This is a genomic window from Paenibacillus sp. UMB4589-SE434, from assembly GCF_030226685.1.
Lineage (GTDB): Bacteria > Bacillota > Bacilli > Paenibacillales > Paenibacillaceae > Paenibacillus_B.
On record NZ_JASOYK010000001.1, the window covers coordinates 903,645 to 930,070 of the forward strand.

General features: G+C 42.2%; 21 protein-coding genes, 1 pseudogene and 1 CRISPR repeat array. Of the genes and pseudogenes, 19 read left to right on the top strand and 3 right to left on the bottom strand.

The features are described 5' to 3' along the window. The first annotated feature begins 242 nt into the window (after positions 1-242). The 6 genes from QP775_RS03760 (at position 243) to ahpF (ending at position 7,488) form a co-directional block, all read left to right on the top strand. The gene (locus QP775_RS03760) at positions 243-1,265 is read left to right on the top strand and encodes an ABC transporter substrate-binding protein (protein ID WP_285103717.1); all 1,023 of its coding nucleotides are present in this window, start codon (positions 243-245) and stop codon (positions 1,263-1,265) included. 41 nt (positions 1,266-1,306) lie between these two features. Further along, positions 1,307-2,326, top strand: coding sequence for a FecCD family ABC transporter permease (locus QP775_RS03765; RefSeq protein WP_285103719.1), 1,020 nt, complete (start codon positions 1,307-1,309; stop codon positions 2,324-2,326). Between the two features lie 8 nt (positions 2,327-2,334). Further along, on the top strand, positions 2,335-3,345 hold the full coding sequence (locus QP775_RS03770; RefSeq protein WP_285105687.1) for a FecCD family ABC transporter permease: 1,011 nt from the start codon (positions 2,335-2,337) through the stop codon (positions 3,343-3,345). A gap of 196 nt (positions 3,346-3,541) precedes the next feature. Next, the gene (locus tag QP775_RS03775) at positions 3,542-5,017 is read left to right on the top strand and encodes a protein adenylyltransferase SelO (protein ID WP_285103721.1); all 1,476 of its coding nucleotides are present in this window, start codon (positions 3,542-3,544) and stop codon (positions 5,015-5,017) included. A gap of 366 nt (positions 5,018-5,383) precedes the next feature. Continuing rightward, on the top strand, positions 5,384-5,947 hold the full coding sequence (gene ahpC / locus QP775_RS03780) for an alkyl hydroperoxide reductase subunit C (RefSeq protein ID WP_239330900.1): 564 nt from the start codon (positions 5,384-5,386) through the stop codon (positions 5,945-5,947). 11 nt (positions 5,948-5,958) lie between these two features. After that, a complete protein-coding gene (gene ahpF / locus QP775_RS03785) occupies positions 5,959-7,488 on the top strand; it encodes an alkyl hydroperoxide reductase subunit F (protein WP_285103724.1) in 1,530 nt (509 codons plus the stop codon). Between the two features lie 415 nt (positions 7,489-7,903). After that, a CRISPR array of direct repeats spans positions 7,904-8,475; the repeat unit is 32 nt; unit sequence GTCGCACTCTACACGAGTGCGTGGATAGAAAC. A 403-nt stretch (positions 8,476-8,878) separates the two neighbouring features. Here ahpF and QP775_RS03790 read toward each other — a convergent pair. Next, positions 8,879-9,712, bottom strand: a complete 834-nt coding sequence (locus QP775_RS03790) for a hypothetical protein (protein WP_285103726.1) — start codon at positions 9,710-9,712, stop codon at positions 8,879-8,881. Between the two features lie 578 nt (positions 9,713-10,290). On the opposite strand from QP775_RS03790, the gene QP775_RS03800 reads away from it, so the two are divergent. Then, positions 10,291-10,887: a class I SAM-dependent methyltransferase gene (locus QP775_RS03800; RefSeq protein ID WP_285103728.1), complete on the top strand. Its 597-nt coding sequence runs from the start codon at positions 10,291-10,293 to the stop codon at positions 10,885-10,887. Positions 10,888-10,998: 111 nt separating this feature from the next. Here the strand turns inward: QP775_RS03800 and QP775_RS03805 are convergent, their stop codons facing one another. Beyond that, positions 10,999-12,372, bottom strand: coding sequence for an Ig-like domain-containing protein (locus QP775_RS03805; RefSeq protein ID WP_285103730.1), 1,374 nt, complete (start codon positions 12,370-12,372; stop codon positions 10,999-11,001). A 629-nt stretch (positions 12,373-13,001) separates the two neighbouring features. On the opposite strand from QP775_RS03805, the gene QP775_RS03810 reads away from it, so the two are divergent. Further along, positions 13,002-15,692 carry an S-layer homology domain-containing protein gene (locus QP775_RS03810; RefSeq protein WP_285103733.1) on the top strand — a complete coding sequence of 897 codons (2,691 nt, stop codon included), beginning with the start codon at positions 13,002-13,004 and terminating at the stop codon, positions 15,690-15,692. 390 nt (positions 15,693-16,082) lie between these two features. Here QP775_RS03810 and QP775_RS03815 read toward each other — a convergent pair whose 3' ends face one another. Beyond that, complete coding sequence (locus tag QP775_RS03815; protein ID WP_285103734.1) at positions 16,083-16,727, bottom strand: hypothetical protein; 645 nt, start codon at positions 16,725-16,727, stop codon at positions 16,083-16,085. A 419-nt stretch (positions 16,728-17,146) separates the two neighbouring features. On the opposite strand from QP775_RS03815, the pseudogene QP775_RS03820 reads away from it, so the two are divergent. The 11 genes and pseudogenes from QP775_RS03820 to QP775_RS03870 all read left to right on the top strand — a co-directional run. Continuing rightward, positions 17,147-17,338 (top strand): annotated as a pseudogene (locus QP775_RS03820) (tyrosine-type recombinase/integrase); the annotation flags it as partial. Positions 17,339-17,647: 309 nt separating this feature from the next. Continuing rightward, positions 17,648-17,836, top strand: coding sequence for a hypothetical protein (locus tag QP775_RS03825; RefSeq protein WP_285103736.1), 189 nt, complete (start codon positions 17,648-17,650; stop codon positions 17,834-17,836). After that, positions 17,833-19,014: a winged helix-turn-helix domain-containing protein gene (locus tag QP775_RS03830; RefSeq protein ID WP_285103738.1), complete on the top strand. Its 1,182-nt coding sequence runs from the start codon at positions 17,833-17,835 to the stop codon at positions 19,012-19,014. Before QP775_RS03825 ends, QP775_RS03830 begins: the two co-directional genes overlap by 4 nt. Positions 19,015-19,297: 283 nt before the next feature. Further along, the gene (locus tag QP775_RS03835) at positions 19,298-20,251 is read left to right on the top strand and encodes a VOC family protein (RefSeq protein WP_285103740.1); all 954 of its coding nucleotides are present in this window, start codon (positions 19,298-19,300) and stop codon (positions 20,249-20,251) included. 187 nt (positions 20,252-20,438) lie between these two features. Continuing rightward, positions 20,439-21,155, top strand: a complete 717-nt coding sequence (locus QP775_RS03840; protein WP_285103742.1) for a hypothetical protein — start codon at positions 20,439-20,441, stop codon at positions 21,153-21,155. Between the two features lie 63 nt (positions 21,156-21,218). Continuing rightward, on the top strand, positions 21,219-21,662 hold the full coding sequence (locus QP775_RS03845; RefSeq protein ID WP_285103744.1) for an oxidoreductase: 444 nt from the start codon (positions 21,219-21,221) through the stop codon (positions 21,660-21,662). A gap of 189 nt (positions 21,663-21,851) precedes the next feature. Then, complete coding sequence (locus QP775_RS03850; protein ID WP_285103746.1) at positions 21,852-22,232, top strand: hypothetical protein; 381 nt, start codon at positions 21,852-21,854, stop codon at positions 22,230-22,232. 712 nt (positions 22,233-22,944) lie between these two features. After that, positions 22,945-23,139: a hypothetical protein gene (locus QP775_RS03855; RefSeq protein WP_285103748.1), complete on the top strand. Its 195-nt coding sequence runs from the start codon at positions 22,945-22,947 to the stop codon at positions 23,137-23,139. A gap of 887 nt (positions 23,140-24,026) precedes the next feature. Further along, positions 24,027-25,022, top strand: a complete 996-nt coding sequence (locus QP775_RS03860; protein ID WP_285103750.1) for a helix-turn-helix transcriptional regulator — start codon at positions 24,027-24,029, stop codon at positions 25,020-25,022. Between the two features lie 35 nt (positions 25,023-25,057). Continuing rightward, the gene (locus QP775_RS03865) at positions 25,058-25,546 is read left to right on the top strand and encodes a DinB family protein (RefSeq protein WP_285103752.1); all 489 of its coding nucleotides are present in this window, start codon (positions 25,058-25,060) and stop codon (positions 25,544-25,546) included. A gap of 68 nt (positions 25,547-25,614) precedes the next feature. After that, on the top strand, positions 25,615-26,094 hold the full coding sequence (locus QP775_RS03870) for a GNAT family N-acetyltransferase (protein ID WP_285103754.1): 480 nt from the start codon (positions 25,615-25,617) through the stop codon (positions 26,092-26,094). The last annotated feature ends 332 nt before the right edge of the window (positions 26,095-26,426 follow it).

Here is a 26,426-nt window from a genome sequence, read left to right on the forward strand (position 1 = left end):
TGCTGTGATTACTATATGTAGTAAGCCCATGAGATGGAGAAAGGTGGGTATTTCATATAATAATAACAATGTTTAAAGAGCCGATTGACAAAATATAGTTCAGTTGGTAAGCTGACTTGGATGATAATAATTATCATTATCATTAGATGTTGTTTCTTATTTTTAGTTCTATTATTTCTAGTTGCTTGGTTTCATAGAACAACTGGATCTTTACATTATTTTGCTGCAGAAGGAGAGAGAAGATGTTAAACAAATTGAATAAGCAAATCGGTCTTATTGTGTGTGCTCTAGTTATTGTAATGATGGTACTGGCAGGCTGCGGCAGTACAAGCAGCTCAGATGCATCAAGTGTAGACAGTACTAAAGCTGCAACGTCTGCTGAATCAGCGAAATCGGATAAGAGTGAGACAGAGAAGTCTGAGGAGAAGTCCGGGACGCGAAAAGTAACGACAGTGATGGGGGAAGTAGAGGTGCCCGTTAATCCTCAGCGAGTCATCGTCAACTGGTATGTCGGAGATGTATTTACGCTGGGCATTAAGCCTGTGGCGATAAACGCTCGTGCGGATAAAACGATGCCTTTTTATGATCAGTTTGAGGGCATTCCGATTACGGAGAAATGGGAGTCCGAGGAAATTTTGAAATACGAGCCCGATCTGATCATTACTTACGATCCTAAGGATTATGAGGATTTCTCCAAGCTTGCCCCAGTTATTGTAGTTCCCGAGGGGGAAGTAAGCTCATCAGAGCGATTATCTTTCCTTGGCGCAGCAACTGGACATGAAGCAGAGGCCAAAGAAGCGATTGCCGTTTTCGAGGAAAAGCTTCAAAATGCAAAGGGAAAGCTGAGCAGCGGTATTTTTAAAGACAAAAACTTCAGTATTCTTCAGGATTGGGGCCGAGAATCATACGGCGTTATGTACGAGACGGGTTCACGGGGTGGCACACTGCTCTACGAATATATTGGACTGAAAAAGCCAGAGAAGCTCGAGCAATTGGTTAAGAAGTCAGGAAAGGGTCGTGATTCTCTGTCCTATGAAGTGGCTTCGCAATATTTTGGAGACTATGTGCTCTGGTTTTTGAAAGAGGGATACGAGTCCGAATATGCAAAATCAGTGATCTGGAACAGCATCCCTGCGGTTAAACAAGGAAATGTCATACAAATTCCAGGTGAGTATAGCGGTTTGTTCTATTATTCCGATGTTGCGAGCATGACAGCACAGTTGGATTATATCTTGGATCGGTTGCTCGCGCTAGAAAAGAAATAATAGCGTATACAACGGACAAACTTAAAGGTGTCAATATGTTAATGGAAACAGATAACAGCAGCAAGGGAAGATTGAAGTTTAGCTTGTTCATGCTCACTGGTAGCATCATGCTGATTTTAGCAACTGCAGCATCAATCTCATTCGGTGCCGCAGACATGAGCCTTGAAGTGGCTTGGGGTGCTCTTTTTCATTTTGATTCTGGAATTCCTGAACATCATATTATTCGAATTTTCCGTTTGCCTCGAACAGCAGCGGATATCATAGTTGGATGCAGTCTGGCTGTGTGTGGAGCCGTTATGCAGGGAACTACCCGTAACCCACTGGCCGATTCTGGACTACTAGGCATCAGTTCGGGTTCGACATTTGCGATTGCCATGTGCATGGCCTTTTTGCCAGGACGATCCTATGTGGAAACGATGATCTATTCCTGTATGGGTGCAGCTATCACTACAGCTATTACTTATTACATGGCATCAGTCGGTAAGCGCGGAATGACCCCACAGCGTCTCGTGCTGGCTGGAATGTCTATTTCAATGCTATTTGGTTCTTTCAGCACCTATATTGCACTTAAATATGACATTGGACAAAGTTTGGCCTATTGGACAGCTGGAGGAACGGCTAACGTGGAGTGGATGCAGCTTGTTTACGTGACGCCAGTATTCGTAATCGGTTTGATTTGGGCCATTACCCTCGCTCCGTCTATTACAATACTGAACTTCGGGGAAGAGCTTGCAGCAGGTCTTGGACTCCGCGTAAAACGGATTAAAGGCGCTGCGACCATAATTGTCCTCGTACTAACTGGACTTTCTGTTATTGTCGTCGGTCCTATCGGTTTCGTTGGACTCATTATTCCGCATATTGTTCGATATATCATTGGTGTGGACTATCGTTACATCATACCAGCTTCCGCTTTGTATGGCGCAGTGTTTATGGTTAGTGCAGATTTACTGGGCAGAATAGTGGGACGTCCTCACGAAATGCCACTTGGAATTATCTTTGCATTGATCGGGGTTCCATACTTCCTCTATCTTGTACGCAAACAAAGGAGGGAGTTTGGTTGATTCAAATCATGAAGAAGCGATTTGCATTAGCAAGACCGATTGGTGTTATTTTGATATTATCCGTATTGGTAATTCTAGTTGCTGTAATTAGTATGAACGTGGGGCGATTAAATCTATCTCTGCTCGAGGTACTGCAAGTCATCATCGGTAAGGGTACTGAGAAGCAAAATCTAATCGTGTTTGAGCTTCGTCTGCCTCGAATTGCTTTGGCAGTGTTAGTAGGCATGGGGATGGCCATCTCGGGCTGTGTGATGCAAAGCCTGCTCAGAAATGATCTGGCCAGTCCGGGTACGCTAGGAATCAGCTCAGGTTCCGGATTATTTGTAATGCTGTATATTACCGTTTTTGCGGCGAACGGATTTTTATCACCCATGTTCTTACCACTGCTGGCCTTTGTAGGTGGTATCACAGCAGCGATGCTTATATTTGTGCTTGCCTATCGAAAAGGTAAGGAGCTGTCACCTACAGGTTTGATTCTAACAGGTGTGGCCTTAGGTAGTGGATACGGCGCATTAACGCTAATGATTACACTTGGTCTAGAACAGAAACAGTATGATTTTGCACTGCGTTGGCAGATCGGAAACTTATGGGGCGATGATTGGAAGTACATTATGGTGTTGTTGCCTTGGGTTATTATTATCGGTTTTTATGTGCTGTTCAAATCAAATACTCTAAATACGTTAAATCTGGGCAATCAAACAGCTACTGGACTCGGTGTCGCAGTTAAAAGAGAGTTTATCGGTCTGACGATAGCTGCCGTCGCATTATCATCCGGCAGTGTAGCACTCGGGGGTAACTTTTTCTTCGTGGGATTGATCGCACCTCACTTGGCTCGTAGAATTGTAGGTCCTAACCACAAGTTTATGATTCCAACTGCGGCATTGGTAGGAGCGTTAATTATTTTGGCGGCAGATACCTTTACCCGTACGGTCAGTATGGGTGCAGATATTCCGACCGGTGTCATTATTACAATCTTTGTCACTCCCTATTTCCTCTATCTTTTATCAAAATCAAATTAGTATATGTGATGAATACAGACTTAAGAGATTACAATATCTTATTGCTATCACGTTGAACATGATAAAAAAACTTAGTTGGTACTACGAATCATTACAAAAAAGCGCATCTAGTATTGGAAAGGGTATAATAAATGAACAGCAGTAAACCCTAAAGCAGGGAGTTTCAGCTGAACGACATGAGAACTGAGGTGATAGGATGCCAGAACATGAAACAACCCTACATATGGGATGGAACTTTAATAACAGCTATGCGCGCCTTCCCGTATCCCTATTTACGAGACTTAATCCGACTCCTGTTCAGTCACCGAAGCTGGTCATTTTAAATCATCCGTTGGCAAACTCTCTAGGGCTAAATACCAAAGCGCTGGAAAGTATCACTGGTACAGCTATACTGGCAGGCAACAAGATTCCTGAAGGTGCTGCGCCGCTCGCTCAAGCCTATGCAGGTCATCAATTCGGACATTTTAACCTATTAGGGGACGGACGAGCGCTTTTGCTTGGCGAACAAATTACGCCGTCAGGAGAACGATTCGACCTTCAGCTCAAGGGCGCAGGACCAACACCTTACTCTCGCAGTGGAGATGGGCGAGCCGCGTTAGGGCCGATGCTGCGCGAATATATAATCAGTGAAGCGATGCATGCGCTTGGCATTGCAACCACCCGCAGTCTGGCAGTAGTGACAACCGGTGAATTCATAATCCGAGAAACGGAACTGCCAGGTGCAATCTTGACCCGCGTGGCTGCCAGTCATCTTCGCGTTGGTACTTTTCAATACGTATCACAATGGGGTACTGCTGAAGAACTTCAGGCACTGGCTAATTATGCATTAGAACGACACTTCCCAGAAGTTAGCGCCAATGAGAACCGATATCTGCTCCTTCTTCGCGAAGTTATAAAGCGTCAGGCTGCGCTTATTGCGCAATGGCAGCTTGTGGGCTTTATTCATGGAGTGATGAATACTGACAACATGACCATTAGCGGAGAAACGATCGATTATGGGCCTTGTGCATTTATGGATGCCTATGATCCGGCAACAGTCTTCAGTTCCATTGACACTCGAGGACGTTATGCCTATGGAAATCAGCCACAAATCGCTGCCTGGAATCTCGCCAGGTTTGCTGAAACCTTATTGCCGCTGCTGCATACTCATGAGACTCAGGCAATTGAATTGGCAGAAGAGGCTATTTCAGATTTTGCTGAAATGTATTTCCATAACTGGCTCACAGGAATGAGAGCTAAATTGGGCATATTTAACGAAGAGAAGCAAGATGAATCTCTGGTCGATGACCTGCTCAGCATGATGGGCAAGTATCGCGAGGACTACACCAATACCTTCCGTGCCTTAACTTTGGGTCAATTCCAGAATTCCATCCTGTTTGGAACTGCGGAATTTACGCAGTGGCATGAGCAATGGCAGGCTAGACTGACCAGACAGCAGCAATCAGACGCCGCCTCGCAGCAATTAATGCGGAACAGCAACCCTGCAATTATCGCTCGCAACCATCGGGTAGAGGAGGCGCTAGAAGCAGCGGTGCGGCACGGAGACTTTAGTGTGATGCAGAAGCTAATTGATGTACTTTCCAACCCATACGCTCACACCTCTGAACAGGATGATTACGCTGTATTGCCTGAGTCATCTGATTTGCCTTATCGAACCTTTTGCGGCACCTAAATTAGGAGCATCCTATTATGTGGGAACATCACCCATCACAGTCGAGGAAGCAATCTCTTGTATTCGAATGAATGTGTTAGAGGTTAAATGTTGTTCCATATGCAGTGGCCAAATGAAGTGAAGGAAGGCGAAGGCTCATCGAATGAAACCTTACTTCTTAAGGAATACTCACATTTCATTAACAGCATAGCATAATGAATAATGAGGTATTTGACTGAAAAAAGTTCTCAATTTATAATTATTATAAAATAGCTTGACAGATTGCATCATTTCGTAAATAATAATGATTATAAAGTGTGTTCAGAAAATGTTACAGGTTCTGAATGGGCTTTAATCACTACACTACATTTAAAGGAGATTATAAATATGTCACTTATCGGAACAGAAGTATTGCCATTTAAAGCATCAGCATTTCACAATGGGAAATTCATCGATGTAACAGAAGAAAATTTCAAAGGTAAATGGAGTGTAGTATGCTTCTATCCAGCAGACTTTACATTCGTATGTCCTACTGAGCTTGAAGATTTGCAAAACCAATACGAAACATTGCAAAAATTGGGCGTAGAAGTATATTCCGTATCAACAGACACTCACTTCACACATAAAGCATGGCATGCTAGCTCTGAAGCTATTGGTAAGGTTACTTATATTATGATCGGCGATCCTTCTCACGTAATTTCCCGCAACTTTGATGTATTAATCGAAGCGGATGGTCTTGCAGACCGTGGTACGTTTATCATTGATCCAGACGGTGTGATCCAAACAGTTGAAATTACAGCTGGTGGTATTGGCCGTGATGCAAGCGCGCTGGTGAACAAAATCAAAGCAGCACAGTATGTTCGTAACAATCCGGGCGAAGTGTGCCCAGCAAAATGGCAAGAAGGCGGAAAAACGCTTAAACCAAGCCTTGATCTCGTAGGCAAAATTTAAGGTGTGATAATATGACACTAGACCAAGATTTAAAAACTCAACTGGAACAATATCTCCAACTCTTAGAAGGAGACGTTGTTCTCAAAGTTAGTGCAGGCGCTGATGAGGCATCTCAAGAGATGATTGCACTGGTTGATGAAATTGCCGGCATGTCTGCAAAGATAACGGTGGAGAAAGTGCAGTTGTCTAGAACACCAAGCTTTAGCGTAAATCGTGTAGGGGAAGACACTGGGGTAACATTTGCAGGAACTCCTTTGGGTCACGAATTTACTTCATTAGTGTTGGCTCTGTTACAGGTTAGCGGAAGACCTCCCAAGGTTGAGCAAAGTGTAATTGATCAAATTAAAAGTATTCGTGGAGAATACACATTTGAATCTTACATTAGCCTGAGCTGTCATAATTGTCCTGATGTTGTACAAGCTCTGAACTTGATGAGTATCTTTAATCCTGGTATTACCCATACGATGATTGATGGTGCAGTCTTCAAAGAAGAGGTAGAGAGCAAGGACGTTATGGCTGTGCCAAGCGTTTACCTTAATGGTGAATTTTTTGACAGCGGGCGGATGACGGTTGAAGAAATTCTTGCTAAGCTGGGTACTGCTCCTGATGCATCAGAGTTTGACAATAAGGATCCTTATGATGTGCTTGTTGTTGGCAGTGGCCCGGCAGGTGCAAGTGCAGCCATTTATGCGGCACGTAAAGGAATTCGTACTGGTATCGTTGCGGAACGTTTTGGCGGCCAGGTCAATGATACTATGGGCATTGAGAACTTTATCAGTGTTAAATACACGGAAGGTCCTAAGCTCGTTGCCAGTATTGAGGAGCAGGTGAAAGAGTACAATATCGATGTCATGAAATTGCAGCGTGCCAAGCGTCTGGAAAAGAAAGACTTTATCGAAATTGAACTCGAAAACGGTGCGGTTCTCAAGAGCAAAACGGTAATTGTATCAACAGGTGCGCGTTGGCGGAATATTGGAGTTCCTGGTGAAGTGGAGTTTAAGAACAAAGGGGTAGCTTATTGCCCGCATTGTGATGGTCCATTGTTCACGGGTAAAGATGTTGCGGTTGTTGGCGGCGGTAACTCAGGTATTGAGGCAGCGATTGATCTTGCAGGTATTGTAAAACATGTAACGGTATTGGAGTTCGCGCCAGAGCTCAAAGCCGATGCTGTGCTGCAAGACCGACTTTATAGTCTACCTAACGTTACTGTTCATAAAAACGTGCAAACCAAAGAAATTACTGGAACGGATAAAGTAAACGGAATTTCTTATGTCGATCGTGAGACAGGAGAAGAGCATCATGTGGAGTTGCAAGGTGTATTTGTACAAATCGGTCTCGTTCCAAATACAGATTGGTTAGCCGACACGGTTGAACGTTCACGTATGGGCGAGATTGTGGTAAATAGTCATGGTGCTACGAATGTACCTGGTGTGTTTGCTGCTGGCGATTGTACGAATAGTCCCTATAAGCAGATCATCATCTCGATGGGATCTGGTGCTACAGCAGCTCTGGGTGCGTTTGATTATCTTATCCGCAATTAATTATCGTTATATAATAAGATTTATACGGAAGCCCTCATTTTAACTAGATGAGGGCTTTTGTATGTAGTTGTAGGGCATCGGTGCCCTGAGGTGCTTTTAGTTATACATACTTTAAATTTAAATGGGATCGTTAAGTATACGTTGTTGTATGCCTAAATGAATATAAACCTCCACTTGCTACTTTGTATGCCATAAGCGATACTAAGCATAAGTGGAAAGGTTTGTTAGGGTTGAAGTAGTTGATTTGGTGCGAACCCCAGGTGCACATGAAATCCCCGGGAGATCCGCACCTCTTGCTGCACAAGGGATTTCGGCATTTTGTCAGTTGAATGTCAGTGAAGTTATTCTTGTATATTGGAGATCCGCACTTTTGGGGCTGGGAGCCTTAGTGGGACAAGGGCTCTTTGTACCCGCTGTCGCACTCTACACGAGTGCGTGGATAGAAACAAAGAATATGCAGAAGCTATGAAGGGTAAATCAGTCGCACTCTACACGAGTGCGTGGATAGAAACCGATCAAACCACCAGAACGACATCTATTGGCTGTAGTCGCACTCTACACGAGTGCGTGGATAGAAACCTTGACATCCTTATCAGATAACACTGTCGTGTCATGTCGCACTCTACACGAGTGCGTGGATAGAAACATGAGGGTTATTTGCAACGTCTCAAGCGCACCCATGAATGTCGCACTCTACACGAGTGCGTGGATAGAAACCTTTGAATTCGAGCTTGCCGGAGCCATCCATACGTCGCACTCTACATGAGTGCGTGGATAGAAACACACCAGTAAGCTATAAAGTAAAAAAGCGTGCCGGTGTCGCACTCTACATGAGTGCGTGGATAGAAACACACTAAAGCTGAGGGCATCGCCCGAAAAAAGCAAGAGTCGCACTCTACATGAGTGCGTGGATAGAAACCTCCAATAATAAAGAGGGATGGTAGCCCATCCCCCAGCCGCACTCTACACGAGTGCGAAGATAAAAACACCTTTCCAGTACCGTTTAGCTGTAGTGGGGAATAGGCTTTGGAAAACTACTAGTTTCAAAAAATTCGCTACTAGGCGAGGATAGGAATTCTGTGTAAAACCTATACTTTGTTGGATTTGGAGGGAAAATGGAGTTCGAAACTAACAACAGGGTTTATGTAAAACGTAAGATTGTAGCAGTCGTGGCCTGTGGCCATTTTTAGCCTCTTAACACTCTAACAATCAGATCAGCCTGCCTGTGAGATGATTGCCAACTTGGCTTCAGTGGAAGATGACAACACCCACCTGCAGGCTGATGTTAATGAATAAATACGATACAGTCTACGAGTCATTCCCTCAGAAGGGCATACGCGACTCGTGACATTTAAAGAGTGGATTGGAATGTCGCAACTCGATGTTTGGGTTAAGGGAGATTATTAAAGTTCATAGTTGTGTACAAATAGGTTTGGTTAGAAACATCGTAAACGAGTTTGTCTACATCCGATTGTGTGTACTGTAAATCATCACAGTTTTTCGTATGACTCCACGAAAAGCCGTTTAAAGCCAGTGTTCCGCCAGCTTTTTTTATGGGTACTGCAATAGACATCTCAGCTCCGTCAAAGAAAGCTCTTTTCCCATTGCTGCCCGTTGTCTTGTGGTAGTAACCAGCAGAAATAGATGAAGTCGGTACCATGTTTAATTCGTAGCTTACTGTATTTAGACCGGAATAATACGGGTTTTCAGCCAACCAACCAAGTTCGCCATCTCTATTGCCTTTATAGTATTTGGGCGTATTCTTATCAACAGAGATAGAACCAATGGTGCTGCCAGATGAATTTGAAACAGTCAATTTTACAATATATTCTCCTCGAGAATCTTTTTCCCCAGCCAGCTTCAGATTTACGGTTTGTCCTGTGATATTGCTAATGTTGGTTTCTTGCCAGGTGCTGCTGCTCGCACCACCGAATATAACAGCTTTCCACTGGGTTCCATCCAAGATAACACCACCGTCAAAAGTTGCCCCTTGTTTTGAATTAATAGAAATAAAAAATTCAGGGTAAATTTGACCAGCGATTGCATTGATATTGGCGCTGCTTGGTATTTTTAATTTTGTCTGGCCGCCTACAACAGTCTCAGAGAAATTGGATTGTTTAATTTGAGATCTAAAACCATCTCCGCTCTCTTCGGCAGCAGATACAATAGAAACTGACGAAAGCATAAATATTACTGTAAGTACGGTAGTAAACCATTTTTTCATAAAATACCTCCTGTTTTTTGACCTATTGGCGCAGCAAACAATGATACCCTCTTGTACACAACTGGATTCGCAACAATTCTGACTAAGTCTTAGACCATAGATATACCTCCTTTAAATAAATGGTTATAAATACCTTTTAATCTACTTAATCTTACTCTATATACACCCATAATACGAATATGAAACTAACTGCGTATAAGTAATGATCTGGGTCGGTATATGCACTAAAATAAGCACTGATTTCTCGTTGCGGAAAGAGACTCATAAAACCAGGCATGATAGGTGCCCGCAGAGGCTACCACTTATCACGGAATAAAAATGACATATCTTTTTTGGATATTAATCATGCCATTGAGAGAAAGGAGTTGGGCTTGATCAGGACAGATAAATGGGGGAAGACATCTATAAATGGTGTATATGCCATTGGAGATTCTTCAGGCTTCATGTCTTCCCAATTGATCATTGCCGCGGCTCAGGGAAGTCGAACCACTATGGGATAAACACGGACAAAAGTATTATAGAACGATAGATTAGCATAGTGATAGTAATACGTTAGTTAATCAGAGGGGGCAGTGAGCATGGAAAATAGGTGGAACGAGCGTTTTAATTCGGAGGAATATATGTTTGGGGAAGAACCTAACCTATTCATTCAACAACAAGCCTCTAGGTTAGATAAATGTAAAAAAGTTATCGCATTTGCAGAGGGAGAGGGCAGGAATGCTGTTTTTTTGGCAGCAAGAGATCATGAAGTAACAGCAATTGACTATGCGGAGAGCGGTCTAGAAAAAACTAAAAAACTAGCTCACAAGTATGCCGTTCACGTGCAGACGAAAAAAATAGACTTATTGGTGGACAACGTGCCAACCGAGGAATATGATGCCGCAATAATGGTATTTGGTCACTTTTATAAAGAAGCTCAAAAACGGATACTAGATAAAATGAAAAATACTGTAAAGACTAAGGGTATTATTATGCTTGAGGTGTATTCCAAGGATCAATTAAAATATGGTTCAGGTGGACCAGGCGATCTTGAAATGCTTTACGACCCGCAAGAGATCCTGAGTTGGTGCGAGGGTCATGAGGTGATCCATTTCTTTTACGGGGAACAAGAACGAGTGGAAGGAAAGGCGCACACCGGTTTAGCTCATGTCATTCAGCTAGTGTTAAGAAAATAAGAATATGTCATGAATTTAATCAAGAATAATTAGCACTTATATCAAAAGGTCTTGACTAGTTGTTGTCTCCAACTACAGCCAAGACCTTTATATTTTTGTATGAAGAACAGATTAGCTTCCGGTCCAAATGGAGTATGCATAGTGGTACAGAGTAGTATCATTTGCACTTAAAGCTGATCCATTATAATACACTTGAAGCGGAATAATATCATAGTAGTGTCTGGAAACAGTCACATGAGCGCTATACTGTCCAATAGCTGGTTGCACACCACTAATCGTGACCGAAAATGTACCGTTAGCACTGGTCGTTGTCTGTGCCTGATAGACTTTGTTGTTTAACTTGGTTAGGAAGGCGACTGTAATGGGAGCGTTGAAGGCAGGGGCGCCAGATGCATCTTTTGCTAGACCCGTAATGGTGATTGAATCTTTGAACCGCCACATATATCCTTCACCGTAGTTAATTCGTTGTCCAGCATTTACGTCAGATATGGTACTGACATGCGTGATGTTTACCTGCGTAGGTGCCTTGAACTCCGTGAAGGTAAGCTTATACGGTTGGACCGCGTTGTAAGAGGATAGCGACAGGACGCGAATATAATAGGTTCCTTGCGCAAATGAGCCGAGTACATCTGTATTTTGATTAATCGTGCCTAGTGATTGTAAGTTCTGATTGAAAAGCTGTACCTGATAATTTGTATTTGGTGCACTATTCGTAAAGTTGATACGGAACGACTTGGCAGCGGTGACCGTGAGCTTTACCCAGTCCTCATCGTATAAATTGTCGAGCGTTTGCTGCAACAGGTTGATCGAATCGGTCAAGGGCTTGGCCCGCCATACATTGTCGTCAGGCTCTGCACTATCATATACAGGAGACTCCTGTATTGTGAATAAATATGGATTAGCTGCATCGAAGCCTGCTTGTGCATTGACCGCTACATAATAGATGCCTGCTGGGGCAATTCGGCTTATCTGTTCATTTGTTTGGGGGCCGTAGGAGGATATTTCTTGCTCGACTAGATTGTAGGTGGTTGTGTCTAAGCGGAACAAATGAAGATTATAGTCAACTGCGGCGTTTTGCACAGTCTGGAGATAGACGGTAACTTTTCCCGGAGTCGTGGTCTGAAATGTGTACCAACGCTCACCGTTAGCTTCAGAAATTTTATCTGAATATACAACTGATGTTACAACTGGAATAGCAGAGTTAGGATTGTTGTTTATCGCAGCAGGAGCGGTTGGAGGTGGTTCAGAAATGGTAGACGTTGACAAAAATTCGGAGTGTGTGGATGTAGCCGTAAGTTGTTGAAGCTTATCTTGCTGAAGATGAGCTGGTACGCTGAACTGTTCTGGTTGGTCGTGATTGAGCGTGGTTTGAGGGATGCTGGGAAGAGCAGCGGCGATATCGCTTTGGGGCCATACCGTCCCTCCCAATAAGGCAATGGATAGCATCAATGAACTTAAGAATGACCGATTTCTCAATTTACTCATTCGAACACCCTCTCCTAGAAATATGTAATTGACAATTTTATCTTCCTCCTTTTTCCCTCAACTAGCAATAGCTTTAGCGAAATTTTATATAATAGGGGTACGCAGGGGGATCGAAAGCAAGCTTTTATAATCAAAATGACATCCCTGAACAGTTCGAAACGCTGCGACAGCAGCACGCGACACTTTCGACGCCAAAGCGTTTGAAACGTGAAATAGATGATGAAAGTAACGATGTCCTAATTGAAAGCTTGAGTCGAAAATGAAGGTGTTAGAGAAAGAAAATAAGGACCTAAGAAAATAGTTAAAAGTCAAATACGCCAAGTTGTATATGAGTCCATAACTATTAGTTTATGAAAAACTAAACATATATGTGATATAATCCGAATTGGACAAGTACCCTACTTAGATTAAGCCAAGTTGATCAGTTCATCTTTTTTGAATACATATATGAGAAATTCAGGAAAAAGTGAAATCGAAGCAGCTATTAACCGATGAAAGGATAGTAAGAAATATAGGAAAAAGAGGGGGAAACGAAATTGAAAAAGAAGGAAGGCAATCGGCTTACTCTTGGGAACTCCGGAAGACAGCATAGAGATAGATAACAATCACATTTCTAATGGAGGTCGACAATGAAACGATTTATTCCTGCGCTGCTATGCCTTATGTTAATCCTTACGGCTCATTCAGGTTCGGTGCAAGCCAAAGTGAATAATGGAAGTACCGTTAGCGAACAGCACTATACACGGATCGGTGAGGATTACGAAATCCTTAATGGGACTATGCTTCTATCAAAAAAAGACGGAACTGTATGGTATTGGGACACACTAGCTTATTCTTCCCATTCTTCCGATCCATTTTATCAAGCCAAACTTAAGCAAATTCCGGGCTTGCGGGATGTGAAACAATTCTCGTTCGATGGCAAGAACGGGGAAAGTAGATTAATGACGAATTACGCTGCATTAAAAAAAGACGGAACCGTATGGTATTGGGATTCTAGGAACAACACCTATCCTGTAGATTCTAGGATTGCTCCGAAGCCTATTAAAGATTTGAATCATGTAACATCACTCGTCGCCGATTATACTGGTAACTCTAAAAATTATAAGACCTTGTTTGTATTAAAATCAGACGGATCGGTCTGGTGCTGGATAGCTCAACAAGGCAAAGCTTCATCGACTTCTTATTATAAGATTCTTGATAATGTCGCATCTATAAAATCTGTGAACGGTCACGTATACGCAGTTAAAAAAGAGGGTTCGGTATGGAAATGGAGGACATACATGTACTGGCCCCAAAATAGCAAATTTTATGACAAAAATCCAGAGCAGATCATAGGGCTGGAAGACATCGTCAACATAGAGATGGGCGGCACTACAAACTATGCGTATAAGAAAGATGGCACGGTCTGGTCTTGGAAAACTTATGATAAGGAAAGTACTCCGATCCAAATACGTAGAGCAACAGGTGCTCGAGGAATTGTTCAATTTAGCTCACAGCTGAAAGATTCGAATATCGATACTACTTATGCTCTGCTAACGGACGATAAGCTCTGGTCAATAGACAGCGATAAAGTGTTCCCCGAGCTTTCAAATATCGCTTCTGTACACCACAAGGACAAGGGCAGCTATATGGAAAACTATGTACTGAAAAAGGATCAGACCTTGTGGGCATGGAAAGATAATGTTTCTGCTTTTCCGAAGCTTGTTGTGTTCACGAATGAATCAGCAGCTGGCAATCGTTCTGGGTCAACAGAAAAACCAACAAGTGATCGTGCTGAGACCAAAACTCAGCCTGAGTTGATACGGATGACTTCACCGGAAGTTAGCCTTTATCCGTTTATCACGATGCTGCAGCCTGGCGGACAACAGTCTATTGCTGTCAACAATGTGCTTCCCGGAACTAAAATAACATACACCATTGACGATCCTAGCATAGGAACTATAACGAATGTGAATGGTTTACCAGTTATAACAGCGAATAAATCTGGACAAACGATTGTACGGGCCACGACAAGCAGAGCTGGTTTCCCGGAAGAGACGACTTACATATTGTTGTATGTTGTGGATGGCAGCATGGTATCTGATACGTATTTCAGTGCTGTCCGTTCGATTCCTGACGCTGACAAGCAGAATTCGGCTATCGTAGAAGGACTCATGCAAGCAGGGGAGCTTGTGATCACTGCCGCAAGCAGCGAAAAGCCTACTCCTGTTGACGGTCAGATCGTCATAACGCCTGAATTGATTGACAAGCTAGCAGGAAATGCATCAAGGGCGAAGTCAGCGGTACAGCAGGCGCTGTCAGAAAATAAGATTGTTCCTGCGAGAGATCTGATCGTGAACGCGGAAATACTTTCTTCGCCTACACAAAATGAATATATGTTCAAGCTCAATAAAAGTGGATTAGTTGGCCGGAAGGATATTGACTATATAACTGTTTATGCAGGGGATGCGAAACTCGTATTCAATGTTGCGACAGCACAGCGACTGTTTCAGTCGCAATCGGTTATCGTCATTCATCTGGTGAAAGAGAATAACGGCGAATATCGCATACAATTTTTAGATGAGCAAGGGCAGGAGCTTTCAGGTGTAGCAAGCAACATTCAGCTCATTTTGCCTGCGACTTATGCAGACGCAGTACATAATAGTATGTTTTATGTGAATGGGCAAACAAAGGAGCCAATCGGTGGGAAGTATAATTCGTCCAAAAACGGCATGGAAGCGGAAATCAACCGTTCCGGAACGTATCTCGTGGACGATAATTCGAAATCATTCCCTGATATTAACGATCGAGATCCAGAATTAAAGCAAGCGGTACAATTCCTAGGCTCCAAAGGAATCGTCACTGGAAAAGACAATGGCAATTTTGAGCCCGATTCCCTGCTCACCCGTGCAGAGTTCACGGCGATGCTGGTAAGAGCGTTTAACGTTATGGATGAAAAGGCAAAGGAAAGCTTTTCGGACGTGCATCCGCCGCAATGGCATCATCCATTTATCGCTTCTTCTGAAAAAAATCATATCGTCGAAGGTTATCCTGATGGCACATTTAAGCCGGATCGTACGATAGAACGGCAAGAAATGACCGCCATCGGCGCCAGATTCCTGCATGAGAGGAAGCATTATTATTATCCTTCGAATCCGGATGAATACTTAAACCGATTTGTAGACAAAGAAACGGTATCCAAGTGGGCGAAGCCAACGATGTCCTTGGCGGTGAAGCAGCGCTTGATCGATGTTCCCGCCAATAAACAGATAAAGGCAAAAGAGGCTGTTACGCGCGGGGAAGCCGCACGAATGCTGTATCGTCTTTATTTACAGCTATAATCCATGGTTGTACTTGAGATATGTAAATTTGTGAACTCTTCGGTGTAAATAAAGTTTAAGACTGATCCATTAAAAAAGCAGCGGCGGACCAAGACTGGAAAAATAAAGTCTTAGTCTGCCGCTGTAGTCATTCATATAACTTGTCCCGATAGCTTAGAACTAGAAATTAGAGTATACATCAAAAATCTCAATTGATCTTGTCTGATTGAGAAATTTCTTATTATCCATTTGGCATTTCGTTCATCCTCAATTTCAAACAGTACAACACCTGCTTGCTCCACTAGATGTATAACTATTTTTCGCACTTCTTCTGTAAGGTTATTCCAGGATATTCGACTTATTGATAACATTCTGAGGTCTCAATTCGATTGACTTCTTGAAATAGAAATTTCAAATTACTGCTCCTCGTTTTGAGAGAACCCGATCCATTTCATCATAATGTTCTTTGTCGCTTGATGCATAGATCAAATCAAAACTACCGTTATTTTTCATCACTGTTATTACGCTGTCATCGTAATTCCCATAAAATTCGATGCCAATCCAATGCCGAAAGGAAATACCTTTATTATTAAAATTATCACGAATAAAATCCAAGTCGGTTTGTTCAATGGAATAGAATGATTCACAGCCATATTCAAGAGCGAATACGGTTTGCAAATAGGCCATCGCATGAAAAAAATCGGTCAATGTTTCAAAATCCTTTATCCATACCTTTTCATCATAACTCATATAGACAGGGGGATTGGACCTGGATAAATCGTTCTTATGGATTCCCCAAACACAGACACGTTGATTCTCGCAATAAAAAATTAAATAATCGCTATGTTTGAAGTATTGGAGTTGTTCGGGTTTGATCAAACTATCTTGTGTATGATTCAGCCGCTCGTCTTTACCAAGTTCCAAATAATAATCTATAAATACCTGGGGCAATTCACCAAAATTATGTTTAATGGTTTGTATCTCATCATGACTAAAGCCATTTCGTTTCGTAATATGAAATAGCTTCTTAATTACTGTAAAATCAGTCACCCGCATCACACCTTATCCTTGTATAATACTCCATCGATTGATTTAAGAATATTCCAGTCGGCCTCCTTAACTATCAAGAGAGCATATTACACACCCATTGTACCATACCTATACTTCACTATCTTGCCCAATAGTCTCTCACTATCGCCAGTCTACAACTATATTCTCCGAATCTTAATCCTATATTTTTCATTAATTAGACTATTATAAATAGTGGATACTATGTTCAATTTATGAGCATATATCCACTATATTTATATATGATAGATTCATTATTTAGACGTCAAAGTTACTGTTTATAATCTATATAATGTAAAGTTTAAATGCAACATATGATTCTATTTGTGGAGGGCGTAGCCCATAGCAGGAGGCGTTGAGAGGTTAAAAAACCGAGCGTAATCAATTAATGTTGGAAGGTGAAGTCGATGCGAGTACAAGAAGTTATCCTAAAGGATAACAACAAACGTTACATGTTGATAGATGGAAATGGTTTACCTGTGATCCCTGTTTTGAAATACCTAAAATACTTAGACAATACGGGAAAAAGTAGAAATACGCAGAAAACGTATTGTTATGCGTTAAAGCAGTATTTTGCGTACTTAAAAGAGACGAATAGGCAAGGCGATGGTGCTGCACAGCGAGAATGATCAGATTCATAAGCTATATACGGGCTTGGGGTTCAGCTTCAAGACGATACGGACGAAGTATGCTTCCCGAAAAGCAATATCGGACGAAAATGGCAACCGGACACGTCCAGTAGCGCCGTTGTATGTGTACATGAATTTCTAGTGGGGTTCAAGCGCGGAAGGCTACACTAACGAGCGGTTATTTTTCAATACCTCTTGTTTTTATTCTCTAGACAATGGTAAAATTTTATGGGAACATGCGTTTGTTTTTTGTGTTTTCCACGGATAGGGGGAATAGGCGTGGTTGAAATCGTTGAAAAAGAGCAATTTTCGGTATTAGGAAAGGGGGTTGCTAATGAAGCTCCCAAATGGATACCGCCATTATGGCAAGAAGCAAATAATAACTTTATTGAGATAAGCAACCTCGCCATCCATCATCATGTGCAAGCGGCTCCCGTTTGTTTCGTTAAGGAGTCGATGCGTACATGATCGAATTGACGAACCGCCAGGCACGGCAATTTCTGTTATTGAAGCACGGGCTGTTAGGTGAATATCAATTTACTGGAAAGCAGGGAGTATTGGATTTTGTGCGGCAGGTCGGCTGTATTCAATACGATCCCATCGATGTTTGCGGAAAAAACGCCGAATTGGTGCTACAGTCGCGAATCAAAGGATTTACTAAGAACATGCTCGAAGAGTTGCTGTATAAAGATAGATTCCTGATCGATTATCCCGACAAGAATCTGGCTATTATCCCTGTCGAGGACTGGCCGTATTTTGAGCGGTACAGGCAGGCCGCCCGACAACATGCCAAGCGCTATCCCGAAATGGAAGTGTTGACAGAGCAAGTGCGGGTTCACATCCAAAATCACGGTGCGCTAAGTTCGGATGATCTAAAATTGGATGGAAATTTCTCGTGGCAATCGGCCATCCACTGGAGCAGCGGAAACAATACATCCCGGTCGGTGCTGGAACAGATGTACTCGACAGGCGAGTTGATTATCCATCACAAAAAAGGAACACGTAAATATTACGATATTGCCGGGAAGTACATACAGCCAAATCTGCTGAATGCGTCGGAGCCGCTGAAGGGCGAGCTTGAGCATCACAAGTGGCGGGTACTGCGCCGGATCGGCGCTGTTGGCCTTTTATGGAATCGCGCATCCGATGCCTGGCTAAACATATGGGGATTGAAAGCGGAGCAGCGCAACGAGGTTTTCCGCCAGTTGTTGGACGAAGCTCGCATTGTTGCTATTGCCGTAGAGCAATTGAAGGATATGCTGTACTGCCGCGCGGAGGACTTGCCGCTTATTGAAGCCGTCCTGCAAAATCCGGAGCCGAAATTTCGCTGCGAGCTGATTGCCCCGCTGGACAATTTGATATGGGACAGAAAGCTGATCAACGAATTGTTTGGCATCGATTACACCTGGGAGATTTACAAGCCCGCAATCAAACGGAAATTCGGCTATTATGTACTGCCTCTATTATATGGAGAAAGCCTCATCGGACGAGCCGAGGTCATCGCGGAGCGAAAAGCCGGGACGCTCGTTGTTAAAAACATCTGGTACGAGAACGGCATACAGCCGACAAAGCAGTTGCGAACAGCCTTGAACAATTGTTTTCAAAATTTCGCATTATTCAACGGATGCGAGACGATTTCGACATAGTCTATGGACTGATATTTCCAGTTCCCCGGTACCATTTGCCGACAAGCTTCCTCATACGAAACAGGTAAGCCGATGCGTTCGGTAGCGGCGTTGTATGTGTACATGGGTTTCTAGTGGGGGTTCAAGCGCGGTGGGCTAAACTAACGGGCAGATTTGCTCAATAAACACAACTAATCTTATAAGGTAATAAATAAGTATAAATGTTTGTTGCTCCCACAATTAGGTAATTTAGTGTTACTATCAATTAGTGCATAGTTAAGAAAAGTACAAGGAGTGGATACTGATGCATGCTGAAATCAAATTCATTCATCACGTCGGCCACGTAGTCTCCGATATGGAAGCTGCACTTGAACTGTACAAAAAACTTGGATTTGTGTGTTCGCCGCCGTCCTATCCGGCGATGTCCGAAAATGAAGGTGAACCGCCGAAGCCGTTCGGAGCAGCCAATTCGCATGCCGAGTTTCTAGGCAACTTTATCGAAATCGTAACGGTTGTCAAACAAGGCGCGAGGATACCAGACAATGCCAAACTCGTTCCGCTGCAGGCATCGCCGGACGTGCAAAAAGCAATGATCGGAAAAATCAAACAGACTGTCGATACTGTCTCAAGGTATCTGTCCCGTTATGAAGGAGCGCATATTCTTTGTTTCGGTACCGAGGACGCGGACAAGACAGCGGATCGTTTCCACAAGAAAGGAATTGCTCATAGCGGCGTTAACACCGTGCAGCGACCTCTTGAGAGGTCCGAGGGGATTCAATTCGTCCCTGTGCGTTATTTGGAAATCGATGGGGGCGTGCATGAAGGCCGTCTAGCCGTAGCAGAAAATCCACCTTCAGCAATCGTGGTGGAGCAAGTACACCCAAACCATCCGAATGGGGCAACGGACCTAATCGAATCAATCCTATGCGTAGACGATTCCGAACTGGACGAATTCATTCGACGATATGGCCAATACTTGGAATGTGAGGTCCAGACGGATGGAGTGGCACACATCTTTAATTTGGCAGGATCTCGTATCACCATCGTTCCCAGAACGAGATTATCAGAACTTCTACCAGGAGAGATGGCCCCCCCAGTTCCGGGATTTGCTGGGTACGTGGTAGCAGTGCGCGACATCTCCCACACCCGAAGCTATCTTGAAAGGAACGATTTACCAGTAGCTGAGACGGCCTCAGGCGACCTCTTCGTACCGGCGGCCTCGGCGCTCGGTTCTGCTATCGTGTTCAAGAAAGGGTAGCCGCGGAAATCAAACAATCCCTGTCAAATCGTGATAGGTTTCTCATTTATAGTCAGGCAGATTAACTCCCACGTTGATTTTTCTAACGGGAAAAGAGAGTTGAGGAGCTAGCTTGGAGGCAGCTCCTTTTTTTGTTGAAGTAACGGGCAGGATAGTTGAAACGGTAGCATCAAAGTAGGGGGCAATTATGAAAAACAAAACAATATTAGATATTAGGTATTTCGGAGTAGAAAATTATCACTTTGACATTTCTTACATTGGAGACAGATATGCAAGAAAACTGCGTGAATTCGATTTTAAAACAAGAGAATATGACCATATATACATTAATTTTAATGATTCATTACAAGATGGTCATATAGAGATTTCACCACAGGATGATTGGCGTATTTACGTTAACATCGGAGTTTCCGTTATTAAATTCAATATCTTAAACCCAGATGAAAAATTCATTTTTATAATTGAATTAACTACTGAAGCCCTACGTGCCCTTTGTGAAAGAGACGGACTTGACTTTGAAGTAGTACAAAGGGTCAAGAATTTGATGCTACAATATAATACCGAATTGGAAATTGTTCATAAGGAAAAGGAAACGGCAAAATATAAGGTCGTAATTAGCTATCAGATAAGACCATTGAACAAGGCTTCAATTTCATTTGTTGAATATACTGATAAAATCACTGGTGTTAGTAAGAAGAAAATACTTACTAAACTTAAAACGTATACAAATATTTATTTTTTGGTTTCAACAATAAGTGTTACAAAGGATGCTGTGACATTAAAACCAAGAAATTCATCAACAACACAAGTGCATTTACGTTCATACAGAACACCTATCCAAATCCCTATTGAGGATTTTTTTACCAACGATGATAAGATTTCTTCACAGGTAATGTTCCGCTAACGGGACACGTTAGTTGAGCAGAACCATGGGATAGTTATTGATATTGAATTATAGGGAGTAACTATGAAGAAAATGAATACTTTAGAAACAAAGCCCTCACGTCGCACTGATTTTGAGGCGATCAAGGAGGGAGAGAAAAACACAAAATTTGCTGATCTGATCATAGATGGGAAATCACTTTATAAAATGTTGATAAGGTATGATAAGGTTCCTTCCCTCGGCTGGATGAGTAATGACTTTCAAAGAGAGATGATTGATTATTTTTTACTTAGAAAACCACATGAAACAATGTGGTACAGATATCCTCTCATGGTATGCTCGTGGTGTGGAGATGAAGGATGCGGATTTATCTCTGTGAAAATTGATAAGGAGAATAATGTTGTTACGTGGAAGGACTTTTACCTTGAGCCTGAGATGAAAAAAATTAATATTGGGCCTTTTTATTTTGAGTGGGATAATTATAAAAAAGTAATCAATAGCACCTTTGGAACTGCAGGCATTCAATAATAAGGCACCACGTTAAGCTAACGGGACACTATAGCTTAATAAATCACTAAAACGCGGCTGTCGGCATGGATCGGCAGCCGCGTTGTGCTAACGGGCAGGATAGCAAAAAATAGGAAGAAATCCTCTTGTGCATCATGTATCAATAATTAGTAAAATTGGTACATGGATATAGAGAAGGGAGCAAGCCGAATGATTGACATGCAATATATAAACGATCTTGAGGCAGAGATGGATGTAATGAAGCTTGTAAATAATTATTATGAAATAAAATCAATCTTGCAGCAGTACCCTCAGGAACAGTGGTCATATGAAATGATTTTAGCATATGCTAGGGCATTGAATTATCTGCAAGATTATTCTGACCAGACCAATCCATTTGAACAAGCATACAGGCTGCTGCAAACTGTTTCTGATAAGGGAATTACGGACTCTGAATGGCATTTAATAATGGCTTCTGTTAGTTTTAATCTACAACTTTACGCTGGGGCAGTAAAACATGCTGAACAAGCAAATACGATCATAGCTGGCTGTGCTGATGATATGCTTGAACTGTACTCACAATATGACTAATTATTGCACCGCAATCAACAGTATTTTGTTACGCTAACGGGTAACGATAGTTAAACATAGAGGGTTCCACATATTAGTCATGCATAATATGTAGAACCCTTTATTTTATTTGATTTCCTTAAGTTTAAGTCTTGATAATTTTCAGTCTATTGGTTTATTTTCTTTTAACATGAGCAGCACTTACTCCGGCTTTGCCTGATCAAACTGGCATTTAAGCAAATTAGCGCACGTTTTATGTTCATGAGTAGCCCGATGCACTTTTGCTATGCGATTATATTTTATTCATGTTCTCAAGATTCATTTTGATTGCAAGCGCGCGTTTTTTTGTTTAAACGTTCAAAGTAGTTCTTTATGAGCAACAGATCACTCATCTTGTCAAAAGAAAATAAAGGATTAGACTGACGTTGCTTTATTAAGTAATGGCCAGTTTTATTGAAAGAGGGAAAAATTACATATGTAAAATAAGGAAATATATTGTTAAGATTTGATAGGTAAAGTATTCCACGGAATATATCGGAACAGTTGCGACTCTCCTTTTTACTATCTGAGCAGGTTATTGATAGAATTACTCATTACTTATCCGAAAATTAGTATTAAAGAGGTGAATGAAAGCGTGCAGCCTACGCGTTATGTAGATTGAGTATGTCTTTCTGTCTTATAGCAACCATCTTTTTGAAAACAGCCTTAACAAAAACTAAAAGGAGTAACCAAATTGAAATTATTTTTAAATGTCACAACTTATTTAGTTACAGCTATTGCCGCAATTCTTGCATCTTTTCCATTGGCAGCAATTTATCAGGATTTAAGTGGTAATGATAATACGTTTTTCTTACTTAATATGTTCATCTGGTCACCAATTATCGCGATTGTTTCGTTTATTATCTGTTATTTTTTAATAAAAAAATAACGATCAAGCCGATACTTTTGGGGACAATAATCGGCTTTTGGTTTATCAAAATTAACATCTTCATTCGCGACACAATTGATCTTAATATTCTGTTAATGCCAATCCTTCTTGTATTTTTATCACATTTCTTATTAAAGAAATATAACAATTGGCTGCATATCAGTGGTTTTACACTTGGAGCAACATTCGGTTTCATTACATCCTACGCAACAGTTCTTTTTATAAGACTGGTTAATAATTCATTAACTTCGTATTTTAATTTCCAGCACAACGAATTAATGATAGTTATTGCTGGAACTGCTATTTTCACGATATTAGGAAGTATTATCGGACTCAAAAGAAGTAAACAGACACAAGAGATGTAGAAGTTTATCTCCACATAACTAGAACTCGGAGTGATGAAATGCGAAAATATTATTTTCCGTATCAGAATGACTTGTTCATTTTATCGAAACTTGTACTTAAACCATAGGGATGCTTTAATTAAAACTAATTGAGTTGCATATGCAGCTCTTTTTTCTTATTGTGCTAACGGAGAACGTTCGTTCAATGATACAGAGACAGTATTGGACTATATTTTCTGTTGACACATCGGCCTCCTCTTGTTGTTTACGGGTATCCGCGACTGAAAGTCACCTGTATAACCACTAACACTTACTTTAGCAAGTGAGCAGAGATGGAGCGTCAAACCTTTCTTATTATATTGACTATTGGTTTGATTAATAAGCCCGAAGCGTAATGGTTAAAAACAGAGTGAAGTAGTGATTTATTTCGTGATTTCATGATGATCACAGTTGTAATGATGACATACAAGCTGTCACTGAGAGTGTGCTAGGATAGAATTCTAACTTGCTCCGTAGAAACTGAAAAGAAAGGAGGAAGCAACAATGAGGCGTATGGATCGCTTGATCGCAATCGTGATTGCTCTGCAGCAACGACAGGAATCTGCGCAGGTGCTTGCTGACAAGCTGGAAGTGTCTAAGCGAACAATTATGCGAGACATGCAAGCACTCTCTGAGATGGGCATCCCACTGTACGCGGAGATCGGTCCGACAGGAGGGTACCGGTTGTCAGAGGGCTACAGTTTGCCGCCATTGCAGCTTGATGTGCAGGAGACTTTGACGGTGCTTGTTGCGCTGCGCGCACTGACAGCCTATGCGGATACGCCATTCAATCGGGAAAGATGGACTGTTATTGATAAAATACGCCATGTTCTTCCGCCGGCAACCCTACATCAAGTTGAGCCTTTACTCGAATTGATGCGGGTAGAGGTGCCAAAACGTTCGTTCAAGGCGCCCCTTTTAAACGAACTGCTCGCTTACTGTTCAGATGGGGCTTGGATGAACGCTCACTATCGCTCGGAGAAGCATCGCCGTTGGCTGCTGCTGAAGCCCAAAAGAGTTTATGCGGAGCACGGCTTCTGGTATTGTGAGGCATACTCGCCTATACATGGGGAAATAAGGACATTTCGTGCCGATCGATTCGACGAGCTGCAAGATGCAGACCCAGCAGCTGCTCAGGATCAAGTGGGGCTGATATCCCCACCTAAAAAAGAAACCGCAGACAAATACATACGGATTCGAGCTGAGTTAAGCTATCGAGGAATGCTGATGGTCGAACAAGACCCTCATATAGGTGAGCGTGTGCACGCATTGCAGGATGACCTGTGGGAGGTTGATTTCCTCTGCCCCGCATCAGAATGGGAATGGGCAAAGAGGTTCTTTTTCTCGCTTGGCTCTGACGCCCATGTACGGGAACCAGATTTGTTGCGAGCTGATCTCTACGAAAGAGCTAAGAATCTGTGTAATCGTTACCGAGCAGAAGCTGAAAAGGAACTGGTCGAAGATAGCCTCTTTGATGCTAAGCGAAATTCACATGTATAATATCCAATACAATTATTAGAAAAGGGGATATCATTATGAGCGGTGTTACACAAATACGGGATCATTTATTAGACGAATTAAATTTAGTCGTCCGCACTGTTGAATCACTGTTGGCCAAAATTCAAACAGAAGAGTGGGAGTATCGCCCAGCTGAAAATATGCGTACGCTATTGGAGTTGACACATCATCTTGTATCCATCCCTGCTTCCGATTTGGCTATTTTACAAGAAAAGACCCAAACAGAAGTAGAGCAAGTGGAAACACAAGTAAGCGGGATCAGGGACCCATTGGTTCTAGCAGCGCAGTTTCGTGCCAACTATGACTTATTACAAGCCTACATGTTGTCATTAACTGAGGCGGAGTTATTAAACAAGTCTACAAAAGCGTTTTATTTGGACCATGGTATCGTTCAAATTAAGTGGCTGATCGAAATTGTTACACATTCGTTTCACCACAGATCGCAGCTTTATAACTACCTGAAACAGTCAGGCCATGAACTTCAATTTTTTATGCTTTATGGCTAAGATGTGTACAAACCTTGAATAGTGTTCCGATTTGAAATCGAAGTGAGTGGAGGAAAAGGAGTCATATTATGCACATAAGAATATTAGAAGAGAGAGACAACCAACACATTGAGTCCATAATTAGGACTTGTCTGAAGGAATTTGGGGGAGACCGAGAAGGATTGGCCTGGGCCGATCCACAGCTAGGCAGTTTATCAATGGTCTATCAAAAGGACCATTCTAGGTACTGGGTTGTAGAGTATAATGGAAAAATAGTGGGGGGCTGCGGCATTGGGCCCGTCGACGATATGGAAGGCGTTTGCGAACTGCAGAAAATGTACTGCTTGCCAGAAGCTCGTGGGACTGGTATTGCTCATAAGCTGATGGTAACGGCGCTTGATTTTGCTAGTAAACATTACAAGCAATGTTATATTGAGACCTTAAGCAATATGGAAGCGGCTAATCAGTTCTATAAGAAATATGATTTTGTTGCACTAGAGAGGCCGCTCGGCAATACGGGGCACTTCTCGTGCGATGTATGGTATCTAAAGACGTTTACTGATAATTGATGGCGCAATAGCAACAACAATGCTGCTGAATAAGGCAGATGATCATTAATATGATAGCCGTGGTAGGAGTCATAAGCGCTCTTGACCTCGCAGGATCATACAGAAACAGGATTAAGCAGAGAATGAAACAATGTAATAGAGCCCTCACCCTGAAGACTAGGTGAGGGCTCTTTAACGATGGGTATGTTAATCAATAACCCTTACACAAATGTAGAAGATTAAATGACCGCAATGCATACTATTTATTATGACCGTGACCTCTTTAGTCATGAGTGGCCACTGATTTACTATCAATTTTATTTTGTAACCCAAAAAGGTTCTTACTCGTATTA